The following is a 12,382-nucleotide window of genomic DNA, read 5'->3' as shown; positions in this document are numbered from 1 at the left end:
GCGAGTAGGGGAGAGAGCTCCCCGGGACCGGTGCTGTTGCAAAGTTGGGGCAGTAGGAAGACCGGCGTGGAATAATCAGGTCCATGGGCATCTTCTCCGGTCGGCAGTTCCCTCGTGAAATCATCCTGTGGGCGGTGCGGTGGTACTGCCGCTACGGCGTGAGCTATCGCGACCTCGAAGAGATGATGACCGAGCGGGGAGTGCCGGTCGATCACACCACGATCTACCGCTGGGTCCAGAAATATGCTCCTGAGCTGGATAAGAAGACCCGGTGGTATCGGCAAGTTCCTGACTGGCAGGCCAGGTCCTGGCGGGTGGATGAGACCTATATCCGGGTCGGGGGAAAGTGGTGCTACCTCTATCGGGCAATCACCGCAGGTGGCCAGACCCTGGACTTCTACCTCTCACCAAAACGCAACGTCGCGGCAGCGAAGCGTTTCCTGGCGAAGACGCTGCGGTCGAATAAATCGGCAGGCTATCCGCGGGTGATCAGCACCGACAAGGCCCCCTCACTCGCCAGGGCAATCTCTGAGCTGAAGGCGGAAGGCGTCTGTCCATCGACGGTCGAGCATCGTCGGGTGAAATACCTCAACAACGTCATTGAAGGCGATCATGGCCGGTTAAAGCGGATCCTGGGGCCGAAAGGAGCATTCAAAAACCAAACGTCTGCCTACCGGACGTTGAAAGGGATGGAAGCGATGCACTCATTGCGGAAGGGGCAGGGCACGATGTTTGCCTATGGTCACCCGAATCCGGATGCAGTGATTGTTAGCCGGGTATTCGAGACGGCCTGACAACACAGGCACATAGCGTTGATCACACAATAAAAACGGAGCTTTCTTGGCTCCCGCCCCAAGTTGCAACAGCACCCCGAAAAGTATTGCGCAACTTCATACTGACAAAAATAGAGCAGGCAGCAACAGTTACTACACAACCTAATATTTGCCATAGAGGGTAGTCACCAGGTGGTTCAGGTACATGCTGCGCCCCATAACTAGGCGCCCATGTCAACCAAACAATCGGGGCAAATACACCGGCTGCCGCACCACACATCAGCAATAACCAAACCGGATAAGAACGCTGAGGCTGGTCTATCCTCCGCTGCATCTTAGGGTTCGACGCCGATTGCTCTTCACGCAGAACTTTCCTCCGCGAAAACAAATAGCTGAGCCAAATGACGCCTCCGATTATCGTCGAAGGAACAACGCTGAACAATAACAGCAAGTTTAGAAAAATCGGGACATTAAAATTATCCACAATGACCTATTCTTTAAAAAATTACGATTCTCTTCGCTCCAACCCTTTTTCACATTATTTTAAATAGTTACCCAATCAAACCCTTTAACTCCGATTGTGTAACTATCCCGTATTCGAGCACAAGGGCCTGCCCGCAGCCACGTCAAAACACCGCGGACCACCCATCCTCTCATACTGGGCACAGATCGCACCACACACTCGGAACGGTTCTTCGCCGAAAAACCCTCAACATGGTTTATATCACTTTATCCAGTTGGAATGATTACCCTCATAATATAGTTTCCAGCCCAAAAAGCAAGAGTTTCAGCGAAGATCGATCAATAAAAACTGGGCTTCCCAACTACAACCTCCAACACGCTATATCCTGGGAACCTATGCGTCCCGAACTGCGCCATCCCCTGCACCACACACGCCGCCATGCCAGCTTAGCCCGGTCGATTCGCCTGCTGCGTTCTTTCGATTACGAGCAATCCCAGCCACGCAAATTTTATGAACCGCTGGCCCGTGATACCGCGCAACAACTGGCAGCAATCCACCAGGATGTGCACGGCACGGGGCTGGACAAGCTATCGGTGCTGGATGTCGGCGGTGGCCCCGGGTATTTTTCGGCGGCTTTCGCCGAGCACGGCGCGCACTATATTGGCTTGGAACCAGACGTTTCAGAAATGACTGCAGCCGGAATCACCTTGGATACCGCGGTTCGTGCTTCCGGCACAGCGCTGCCTTTTCGGGATAACAGCGTCGACATCGTCTATTCCTCCAACGTGGCCGAACACATCGCGCGCCCCTGGGAGATGGCCGAGGAAATGGTGCGGGTTGCACGCAACTTGGCGGTCATCAGTTACACGGTGTGGCTCGGGCCTTTCGGCGGGCACGAAACAGGGTTGTGGCCACATTATATCGGTGGGGATTTCGCCCGGCGTCGTTACGAACGCAAGCACGGGCATCCGCCAAAAAATATCTGGGGGCATTCGCTTTTCGACGTCTCCGCCCACGAAGGCCTCGGCTGGGCAGCCGAATGCGGCTACCATACCTACTGCTTCCCGCGCTATCACCCCAGCTGGGCCTGGTGGATTACGAAGATACCCGGGTTGCGGGAGTTGGGCACTTCAAACCTGATGATTGTGGTGGATAAGACGCGGAGCTAACGCATTCAAAGTTTCATTCGGTTTGCCAGCAAATCGGCCCTGGAATTGGTTTCACTCCCGCCCGGGATGATCTTGCCTATTGCTGCTGCCACGACGACATTGACCAGGGCCGCAAGCAAGGCAAACCAGATGCTTTCGGCTACGAAGAAATACAAAAATACCAATAGGACTAGAGCAATGATATTTTCAATGGCCTGCTTATGAAATATCTCTAGACCAGATAAAAAATAAGCAGCACGTGCTACGGTGCGCACCAACCCATCAAGTGAAATTCCCACCAATAGTGCAATAATTCCCCATTGCAACATGGAGGCCAAGCTAGCGGTTGCGAGCCCACCTAGGATATGCACGGTTCCCAATGCGACTACAAATGGACTGGCCACAATAAGAATGAGGAAAACTATCCTCGCAATGAGGCTGGCGAAAATTTTCACATTATCCAAACTGCACCTTTCCTGATCCACGAAATCCAGCTTCTTGATTCGTGACCTTTTGCTTTTGCTCGAATAACCCTACAATCCGGGTATCGCCACGCTGTTTAGCCGAGAGTGTCTGTTCCAGATTTTCCCATCTACTCAAACGGAACAAAACCTGGGACACTTCAGACATAAGACCGGAAAGATCCCACCGTTTATGTTTACTTGACGTTTATAGGGTGTTAGCACCACGCAGGGCACCGGCACGCCGCAACAAAAGATAAGCACCGGCCCACAGCGCTGTAATTACCACCAGACCAAAAACTAAGCCTGCCCGATCGTCGGAAGATATACGCCACGAAAATAACACCGAAATAGCGCTCGCTACTGACACCCCCAGGACAATATGGGAATGCATTTCATTGCGTAAAATCTTCAAGCGCAACCAGAAAGATATCAGCATAGTTACCAAGATCATCAGAGCACTCAGCCAAATATGGTCGAAGAATCCTAAAGCAAACCCAGCAAGCGAGAAAATACTGGCACTAGCTATTCCCTTCATCAAGCTAGACATAAGCATTGCTTACCTCCTCGTTTCAGACTTTCCATTACCGAATGTCCAGCTCCAACGTGAGGGCCAGGCATCAGGACGGAAAGATCCTTCCGATAATGTTCTTCGTCACGCCGTTTTCGCATGCAAAAAGCGCAAACGGAATGATCTTTCCGTTTGCGCTCAAACACCAGGCCCCAGGCAGGAAGTCTTATCTCAGCGCTTTCCTGCCCTAAACCTGAACCGGCAACAGAGCAGAATGCCAGATTTACTTCGTTGCAGAAGCTTCCTCGATGCGGGACTTCAAAGCCTCGAACTGCTCCAGAACCTCATCTGGGACCCGTGAGCCCAAGAAGTTGAGGTACTCAGCGTTGTCGTCGACATCGCTAGCCCACTCTGCAGGATCCACAGCAAGGACTTCTTTGACCTCGTCCAAGCTGATTTCCAGACCGGTCAGGTCCAAATCCTCAGCACGCGCGGTATTACCCACGATGGTCTTTTCTGCGCCGACCTTGCCATCAACACGCTCGGTGATCCACTTCAATACGCGGGAGTTTTCACCGAAGCCAGGCCAGATGATCTTGCCGTCGTCGTTCTTGCGGAACCAGTTAACCAGGAAGATCGACGGCATCAGGTCGCCGCCCTTCTTGCCCATGTCAATCCAGTGCTGCAGGTATTCACCAGCGTTGTAGCCCATGAACGGCAGCATCGCCATTGGGTCGTGGCGCAGCGCACCGACGGTTCCCTCGGCAGCGGCAGTCTGGCCGGAAGCCAGCAGCGAACCGATCATGGTGCCGTGTTCCCAATCGAAAGCCTCGGTAACCAGCGGGATGGTGTCGGCACGACGTCCACCGAACAGGATGGCGTCGATCTTCACACCGCGCCAGTCGTCGTATTCCGGGGCAGCGACAGGGCACTGGGAAATTGGCACGCAGTAACGGGAGTTCGGGTGCGCAGCCTTCTCCGCAGAATCCGGGGTCCAGTCATTACCCTTCCAGTCAATCAGGTGCTCTGGGGCTTCCCCATCCATGCCTTCCCACCAGACGTCGCCGTCGTCGGTCAGCGCAACGTTAGTGAACAAGGTATTGCCTGGTTCGATAGTGCGCATCGCAATAGGGTTGGATGCATAGTTGGTGCCCGGCGCGACGCCGAAGAAGCCGTTTTCTGGGTTCACGGCATACAGGCCGTCTTCGCGCAGGTGCATCCACGCAATATCGTCACCGACTACCTCTGCGGACCAGCCATCCAGCGTTGGGGTGATCATGGCCAGGTTGGTCTTGCCACAAGCGGATGGGAATGCCGCAGCAACGTTGTAGTTTTTGCCTTCTGGGCTGGTCAGCTTCAGGATGAGCATGTGCTCAGCCATCCAGCCTTCTTCTTTCGCCATGACCGAGGCGATGCGCAGCGCGTAGCACTTCTTCGCCAAAATGGCGTTACCACCGTAGCCGGAGCCATAGGACCAGATTTCTTTGCTCTTCGGGAACTGGGTGATGTACTTCGTTTCATTGCATGGCCAGGCAACATCTTCCTCGCCTGGTTCCAGCGGGGCACCCACGGAGTGTAAACAGCGCACGAAGGAGCCTTCGTCGCCAAGCTTATCCAGGACTTCCGTGCCCATGCGGGTCATGGTGCGCATGGACATGACGACGTACGCCGAGTCCGTCAGCTGGATGCCCAGTTTTGGGTCTGGATCATTGATCGGACCCATGCAAAAAGGTACGACGTACATGCGGCGGCCTTTCATGGCGCCGGTGTAGACGTCGACCATTTCCTCTTTCATGGCCTGCGGCGGGGCCCAGTTATTGGTTGGGCCGGCACCTTCCTGGTCTTCTGTACAGATGAAAGTGCGCGATTCCACACGAGCGACGTCCGATGGGTTCGAGCGTGCTAGGTAGCTGTTTGGACGCTTTTCCTCATTGAGCTTGATGAGGGTTCCTGCGTCGACAAGTTCGGCTGCAAGCCGATCCCATTCTTGTTGCGAACCATCGACGAACACAACGTCTTCTGGTTGAAACATAGCAACGGCGTCGTTGATCCAGTTGATCAATTCTTTGTTCTGCGTTGGCGCTTCACCAACAAGTCCCGTGATTGGGGCGCTCATTTAGACTCCTGATCGGTCACTACAGCAGGTTGGACATGCCCCAGGGTAGCGACTACCAGGGGTGAAAGGTAATAACCACGTATAAGCGTGTATGCACGCACTGCCACTACCCCTGCTTATCCACATTTTGATTCTGCAAAATGTGCACTTGCCACCCTCATACAGGGGTAATATCGCGCAGGTTTGGATCACCCGAAAACACCTGTGCCCACAGTGAAAGCCCCCGAATTGTTCTACTATTTTTGACAGGGAACAATAGGCAATAATGAATAACGCAATGAATACAGTCAATACACACAATAACCAGCAATCCCGCGGCATCGGCGAATTTCCTGCCGGTCGGCCCCCACAGACCGATTTCAACGAGGTTTTCAACAATGACCTCGACTACCCGCGGCTAGGCACCGTGACTTTTCGCCGCGGCTCGCTCAGCGACAACCAGCTGGCGACCTTCGAAAAGCACTGGCCAGAACTCGGCGCGATGCTTGCCGACGAACACGTCGACGTCGACAAGTGGTTTGGCCGCAGCGGCGCACCCACGATCGTGGAAATCGGCTCCGGCACAGGTACTTCAACCGCGGCAATGGCACCAAAAGAAGCAGATACCAATATTATTGCCGTCGAGTTGTACAAGCCCGGCCTGGCGAAGCTACTTGGGCAGGTAGTACGCGAAGACATCCCGAATATCCGCATGATCCGCGGCGACGGCATGGAAGTACTCATGCGCATGTTCGCACCAGAATCGCTCGATGGCATCCGCGTGTTTTTCCCGGACCCATGGCCGAAAGCCAAGCACCACAAGCGCCGCATCATCCAATCCGGGCCGTTGAACCTTTTTGCCTCTCGCCTAAAACCCGGCGGAGTGCTGCATGTGGCCACCGACCACGCGGACTATGCCGAATGGATTAACGAGTTGGTCGAGGTCGAGCCGCAACTAGAATACAAAGGCTGGCCATGGCCGGAATGCCCGCAGCTGACCGACCGCCAACTGATCACCAAATTCGAAGGCAAAGGCCTAGAAAAAGACCACATTATTAATGAATACTTGTGGGTGAAGCGCTAGGCAGAAATGCCCCGCCCCATGAACCCGCAGGATCCGTAGCAGCTGTGCGGCACATACAGCACGTACGGCTGCACACCCCGTGGCCGCATAAAACCCGAAAAAATACGAGAAATACTGGATATACCGAAAATATGGACGCACATACCGCACACACCGCGCAGAATCATTCTGCGCACACTAGTTCAGCGCACAACAACACTCTGCTGATGATCTGGGACGCACCAAACCTGGACATGGGGCTGGGCTCCATCCTGGGTGGCCGCCCCACCGCTAATTCCCGTCCGCGTTTCGACGCCATCGGCCGCTGGATTCTGGAAATCTCTGAAGAAGAAAACCTCACCCCAGAAGCCTGCGTGTTCACCAATGTCTCACCCGGCGGCGCGGAGGTCATTCGCCCATGGGTAGAAGCACTGCGCAACGTCGGCTATGCCGTATTCGCAAAACCAAAAATCACCGAAGAATCTGATGTGGACCCTGACATGGTCGCCCATATCCGGCAGCGGTTCGAGGAAGGCAGCTTAAGCGAGATCGTCGTCGCCTCTGCCGACGGCCAAAACTTCCAGGAGCTGCTCGAAGAACTCATCAATGCCGGCATTCCCGCCACCGTGTTGGGTTTCCAGGAGCACTGCTCGTGGGCTGTGAGCCACGAAGATATCGGTTTTGTGGACCTGGAAGATATCGAGGGGGTCTTCCTCGAACCACTGCCGCGGGTTAGTCTGGATGCGCTGCCGGAAGAAGGCGCCTGGTTGGCACCCTTCCGCCCGCTGTCGTCACTGTTGTCTAACCGTTAGGAACCGGCATGTTTTTCAGGTGGGGGCAGTTTTCCTATGCCCATCGCAGGATCATTCCACTGCTAATCATCGCGGCTATCGCCGTGGTCTTCACGGTTTTTGGCACCAAGCTCGACGATCGCCTCAGCCAGGAAGGGTGGGAAGACCCCCGCGCGGCATCGACCACCGCTGCTGAGATTGAGGCCGAGACCTTCGGGCGGGACCGCAACGGCGATGTCATCTTGCTGTTCGACAACCCGCAAGAAAACTTAGAGGCTGCGCGCGCCCACCTGAATTACCTGCAAGAACAGTACCCAGACCAGATCGCGCAAGTCACCAGCTATTTCGATACGCGCAATCCAAACTTGCTGTCCGACGACGGCTCGGTAGCGTTCGCGGCCATCGGTTTAGCAGGTGACGACGAGCAAACTCTGCGTGATTTCCGCACCATCCAGGATGATCTCACCGGCGCCGCAACCGCCCAGGGCCTAGATATCGAGGTTGCCGGAGCCACCGCCGTTGCTGATGCTTTGGACGACGGCATGGCGCACGATATCTCGGTTGCCGAACGCGCAGCGCTACCGCTGGTGGGCTTGCTGTTGCTGTTCGTCTTCGGTTCCGTCGTCGCCGCGTTTATGCCGTTGATCGTCGGCGCACTGTCGATCATGGGCTCCATCGGCATTCTCTCGGTATTGGCCGGGTTTATCCAGGTCAACGTGTTTTCACAGGCCGTCGTCACGCTGCTGGGCCTAGGCCTGGCCATCGACTACGGGCTATTTATGGTCTCGCGCTTCCGCGAAGAACTAGATAAAGGCCGTGATACCCGCACAGCTGTCGCGATTACCACCGCCACCGCTGGGCAAACGGTGGTCTTTTCCGCACTCATGGTGGCCGTGGCCATTTCCAGCCTGCTGATTTTCCCGCAGGCGTTTTTGAAATCCGTTGCTTATGGCGCGATTTCCGCCGTCGGCCTAGCGGCGCTGCTTTCGGTGACGGTGCTGCCAGCTATTTTCGGCATGCTCGGCCACAACATCGACAAGTGGACGGTACGCAAGACCAAACGCTCCCGCCCAATCGAGGAAACCTTCTGGTACCGCGTGCCACGCTGGGCCATGAGCAAAGCTCGCTGGTTTACCGTCGGCATCACCGCCCTGCTGCTCGCACTGACCATCCCGCTGTTGGGTGTCAGCTTCGGCGGCATCAACGAGACCTATCTGCCACCGAGCCACGAAACCCGCCAGGCACAGGATCGTTTCAACGAGCAATTCCCGGAACACCGCACCGAGCCCATCAAACTTGTAGTCAAGGGGGCCGATAACCAGCAGCTTGTCGACGTCGTCTTGCAAGCCCGTGAGATCGAAGGGCTGACCTCCCCCATGGCGCCGTCCAGCCAGACCATAGACGGCACCACTGTGTTGAGCGCCGGTATTGCAGACCGCGAAGATAACGCCGAAGTTATCGAACAACTGCGCGCGATTACAGCACCGGAAGGCGTGGAACTTTACGTCGGCGGTACCCCGGCGATGGAAGTCGAATCACTCGAAGCGCTGTTTGAGAAACTGCCGTGGATGGCGCTGTACGTTATTGTCGCCACGTTCTTGCTGATGGCCGCGGTGTTCGGCTCGCTGATCATCCCGGCAAAAGCCATCATCATGACGGTGCTGACCTTAGGCGCCACCCTGGGTATTTTGACCGGCATGTTTGTCCTCGGCGCTGGTTCCGGACTGTTGGATTTCTCGCCAGGCCCACTGATGAGCCCGATCCTGGTGCTGATCATCGCCATCATTTATGGCTTGTCGACGGACTACGAGGTCTTTTTGGTTTCGCGCATGGTGGAAGCCCGCAAGCGTGGAGCGTCAACCGACGACGCCATCAACTACGGCACCGCGCACACCGGCCACATCATTACGGCAGCCGCGCTGATCATGATTGTGGTGGCTGGCGCGTTCGGCTTCTCCGATATCGTGATGATGAAATACATCGCCTTCGGCATGATCTTCGCGCTCTTCCTCGACGCCACTATCGTGCGCATGTTCCTCGTACCAGCCGTGATGCACCTGCTGCGCGAAGACAACTGGTGGGCACCGGCCTTCGTGCACCGAATTTATGAACGCATGGGGCACGGTGCATACGAAGAAACCGTGGTCCCGGCTGGGCGGATGGCGGATACTTCCGGCCCTGACGGTGACCATGAACAGTACGACCTTGCCCCGGAAAACGACCTTGCCCCGGACGGTGACTATGAGCAGTACGAGGAACGGTACGAGCTGGATGAACCGCGCGAGCTGCATGAGTCGGAAGTCGTCGCCGATACCAAAGCCATTCGGAGCGGACGCACCACCGACCAAGACAGTGACCTGATTCCGTTCTCGGAGCTCATGAAACGCTTAGAAAATGACAAGTAGGTAGTTGCCGCGATGAAGAGCACAGTAGGCAAATGGCTGCGGTGGATACTGCCCCTAGCAGTACTCGTCGTCATGGGTATTTTCTTCCGTGACGAGCTAGATTTCTTGAGCGATGGTTTCCGCACCCTTCGTCACGCGCAACCTTGGCCCATCGTCGTCGTGTTTATCACCTTTGCGTTTTCCCTATTGGCGATGGCCGAGGTGATGCGCAAATTGTTTGTCTCCGGTGGTGTGCCCGTCTCGTTCAAAGAGTGCAACAACATTGTCTTCGCCTCCAATGCCTGGTCGACGACGCTTCCCGGCGGTCCCGCGTTCGCCGCGATCTTGACGTATAAAGTGCAGCGCGCTTGGGGGGCTTCCGTGGTGCTGTGCGGCTGGTTTTTTGTGCTTTCTTCTGCGATTTCCACGCTGTGGGTCGTGTTGATCGGTTTTACCGGCGTATTTTTCTGGGGCGCGGATGTGGCGTTGTGGTCATTAGTAGTATCCCTGGCGTTGATGTTGGGTCTGTGCGGAGGCCTGTACTGGGCTTCCTGCAATACCCGGACCGTGGGGCGGTGGATTAAAAACCTGCCGTGGAAAAAGACCGACAAGCTCGTCAAACACGTCAACAAGCTCGACCAAGTGTCGTTGAACTTGGGCCAATTTTCCTGGGTGACGTTGATGGCGTTTTTCAACCGAGCCTTCGATGCCGTTGCTCTGTGGGCTTGTGCCTGGGCCGTGACCGGTAATATGCCGTCGTTCTGGCCTGCCGACGACCACACCACCATCATGGGCATTAGCGTCGCGTTTATTACCGCCAAGCTGGCGGGTTCCGCGCAGATCACCCCGGCGGGCGTCGGCACCGTGGAAATCGCGATTATCACCGCGCTAGTGGCTACCGGCATGACGGCCGTCGATGCCACCGGTACGGTGTTGGTCTACCGGCTGATCACCTTCGTTTTCTACAGCGCAATCGGCTGGGTCATCTACTTCGCCTACTACGCACGCAAGGGTATGTCCTACGCCGCGCTGCGCCAGACTGATTCGGAAGAAACCAGCGACGTAAAATAACTGGCATGTCGACGCCTACCCGCCACACACCTGCCCGTCCGATCATCTTCGATGCCATCGCGCTGGCAGTTTTCGCCTTACTTGCACGTATTGCCCACCAGTCTGCGGACATGCCACTGTCTTTCGTGGGCTGGTTATCCACGCTGTGGCCATTCCTTATTGGGCTGGGTTTCGGCTGGCTATTGCTTTCCCGCGCGACGGCGCTGACGATGGTTAGCGGTGCGCGCAACGGCCGCGGAGCGGCCATCGTGTGGTTGTGCACCGTCATCGTCGGGCTGGTCATCTGGGCGTTGCGTAATGGGGCGGTGCCGCACTGGTCATTCGTGTTGGTCGCCAGTGCGACGTCCGCACTGTTCATGTTCGGTTGGCGCGCTGCCTTCGCGCTGGCCGGTTCCCGCAAATGATACCGTTTGTCGGCGCTGCTCCCGCCTGCTGTGTCGACGCATCCGCACCAAATCAGCGACATACACCGCCACCGCGACCCAAATGATGATGAAGCCGATCCAGCGCTGCTGCGACATCGGTTCTTGCGTAATAAACAGCGCCCACAACATCAGAATCGTTGGGGTAAGGTACTGCAACATGCCGATCGTCGACAGCGGCAGCATGTGTGCACCGCGGGCATAAAACAGCAGAGGGGTGGCGGTGACCAGACCACACGACATCATCAGCAGGGTGTGTCCCCAGCCTTCACTGGTGAAAGTGGATTGTTGCTCTGGGTTCACGCTGATATATGCCACATAGCCCAGCGCGAATGGCAGCATAATCATCGTTTCTGCCCCGACGGAGAAAAACGCGGACACGGCGACTTTCTTTTTCAGCAGGCCATAGGTACCAAAGCTGAATGCCAACGCCAGCGCGATCACTGGTGGCTGGCCGCTCAGGAACGTCAGATACACCACGGCTACGGCCGCGATAGCCACGGCCACCATCTGCCAGCGGCGTAGGTGCTCGCGCAAAATCAACACGCCGAGCGCCACCGAAACCAACGGGTTCATGTAATAGCCCAGTGAGGCATCAGCGACGTGATCATTCATCACCGCCAAGACATAAGTACCCCAGTTCACGGTGATCACCACGCCAGCGGCGGCCAAACGCCACCAGGTAGCCGCGCGCACCTCATAGATTTCGCGCCACCGGCCGGTTACCAGCAAAATTCCCACCATCAAGACCGCAGTCCAGATGATGCGGTGCGCCAGAATCTCAAGCGGGCTGGCAGGATCCAACAGTGGGAAGAACGCGGGAAACACACCCCACAGCACATAGGCGGCGACGATATATTGCATTCCACTACCGTAGCCGGGAATCGACCGTGCCGACGACTAGCTGAACGAAGACTGCCACCAATCCGATTTCATCCCCAGAGGCAATCCACAGCCTTTCATCTTCTTTATGCACTGCACTCTTCGGAAATAAAAAATTTTAACAATAAATCCGAATACATCCATTCAAAAATTGCTATTCTGACGCAAAGACGAGATTCAAACTCAGGTGATATTGCTAGAGAACGGAGGTTCTGCGAGACTTACGCTAGACAAAGGTGCAGACTCACAGGCCCCCAGATTAGACCAAGGTGATGATCATGAGTACTGATGTGGATAAACAGAACAAAACTCATGGTG

The 12,382-nt window shown here is 55.9% G+C and carries 12 protein-coding genes; 7 read left to right on the top strand and 5 right to left on the bottom strand.

Going from position 1 to position 12,382, the window contains the following annotated elements; all coding sequences use genetic code 11:
* Nucleotides 1-83 precede the first annotated feature (83 nt).
* A complete protein-coding gene (locus HMPREF1292_RS03690; protein WP_011069225.1) occupies nucleotides 84-794 on the top strand; it encodes an IS6-like element IS1628 family transposase in 711 nt (236 codons plus the stop codon).
* A gap of 22 nt (nucleotides 795-816) precedes the next feature.
* On the opposite strand, the gene HMPREF1292_RS11010 is transcribed toward HMPREF1292_RS03690, so the two are convergent.
* Nucleotides 817-1,257, bottom strand: coding sequence for a hypothetical protein (locus HMPREF1292_RS11010; RefSeq protein WP_126844759.1), 441 nt, complete (start codon nucleotides 1,255-1,257; stop codon nucleotides 817-819).
* Nucleotides 1,258-1,631: 374 nt separating this feature from the next.
* On the opposite strand from HMPREF1292_RS11010, the gene HMPREF1292_RS03685 reads away from it, so the two are divergent.
* Entirely contained in the window at nucleotides 1,632-2,405 is a 774-nt protein-coding gene (locus tag HMPREF1292_RS03685; RefSeq protein WP_018121536.1) for a class I SAM-dependent methyltransferase, read from the top strand.
* Between the two features lie 5 nt (nucleotides 2,406-2,410).
* Here HMPREF1292_RS03685 and HMPREF1292_RS03680 read toward each other — a convergent pair whose 3' ends face one another.
* The 3 genes from HMPREF1292_RS03680 to HMPREF1292_RS03670 form a co-directional block, all read right to left on the bottom strand.
* A complete protein-coding gene (locus tag HMPREF1292_RS03680) occupies nucleotides 2,411-2,839 on the bottom strand; it encodes a hypothetical protein (protein WP_026168082.1) in 429 nt (142 codons plus the stop codon).
* Between the two features lie 214 nt (nucleotides 2,840-3,053).
* Complete coding sequence (locus tag HMPREF1292_RS03675) at nucleotides 3,054-3,401, bottom strand: hypothetical protein (RefSeq protein ID WP_018121539.1); 348 nt, start codon at nucleotides 3,399-3,401, stop codon at nucleotides 3,054-3,056.
* 238 nt (nucleotides 3,402-3,639) lie between these two features.
* Nucleotides 3,640-5,472 carry a phosphoenolpyruvate carboxykinase (GTP) gene (locus HMPREF1292_RS03670; RefSeq protein ID WP_018121541.1) on the bottom strand — a complete coding sequence of 611 codons (1,833 nt, stop codon included), beginning with the start codon at nucleotides 5,470-5,472 and terminating at the stop codon, nucleotides 3,640-3,642.
* Nucleotides 5,473-5,749: 277 nt separating this feature from the next.
* Here HMPREF1292_RS03670 and trmB point away from each other — a divergent pair, with 277 nt between their 5' ends.
* The 5 genes from trmB (at nucleotide 5,750) to HMPREF1292_RS10685 (ending at nucleotide 11,164) form a co-directional block, all read left to right on the top strand.
* Nucleotides 5,750-6,535 (top strand): tRNA (guanosine(46)-N7)-methyltransferase TrmB, encoded by a 786-nt coding sequence (gene trmB, locus HMPREF1292_RS03665; RefSeq protein WP_026168083.1) that lies wholly within the window; start codon nucleotides 5,750-5,752, stop codon nucleotides 6,533-6,535.
* Nucleotides 6,536-6,666: 131 nt separating this feature from the next.
* Nucleotides 6,667-7,326, top strand: a complete 660-nt coding sequence (locus HMPREF1292_RS03660; RefSeq protein ID WP_018121543.1) for an NYN domain-containing protein — start codon at nucleotides 6,667-6,669, stop codon at nucleotides 7,324-7,326.
* Between the two features lie 8 nt (nucleotides 7,327-7,334).
* Nucleotides 7,335-9,710, top strand: coding sequence for an MMPL family transporter (locus tag HMPREF1292_RS03655; protein ID WP_018121544.1), 2,376 nt, complete (start codon nucleotides 7,335-7,337; stop codon nucleotides 9,708-9,710).
* Nucleotides 9,711-9,722: 12 nt separating this feature from the next.
* Nucleotides 9,723-10,760: a YbhN family protein gene (locus HMPREF1292_RS03650; RefSeq protein ID WP_023018804.1), complete on the top strand. Its 1,038-nt coding sequence runs from the start codon at nucleotides 9,723-9,725 to the stop codon at nucleotides 10,758-10,760.
* A gap of 5 nt (nucleotides 10,761-10,765) precedes the next feature.
* Nucleotides 10,766-11,164 (top strand): DUF3054 domain-containing protein, encoded by a 399-nt coding sequence (locus HMPREF1292_RS10685; RefSeq protein ID WP_023018803.1) that lies wholly within the window; start codon nucleotides 10,766-10,768, stop codon nucleotides 11,162-11,164.
* On the opposite strand, the gene rarD is transcribed toward HMPREF1292_RS10685, so the two are convergent.
* Entirely contained in the window at nucleotides 11,078-12,046 is a 969-nt protein-coding gene (gene rarD, locus HMPREF1292_RS03645) for an EamA family transporter RarD (protein ID WP_018121547.1), read from the bottom strand. The two genes, HMPREF1292_RS10685 and rarD, sit on opposite strands and share 87 nt — an antisense overlap.
* Nucleotides 12,047-12,382 lie beyond the last annotated feature (336 nt).

Source organism: Corynebacterium sp. KPL1995 (genome assembly GCF_000477935.1).
Lineage (GTDB): Bacteria > Actinomycetota > Actinomycetes > Mycobacteriales > Mycobacteriaceae > Corynebacterium > Corynebacterium pseudodiphtheriticum.
This window is presented reverse-complemented; position numbering and strand designations above follow the sequence as displayed.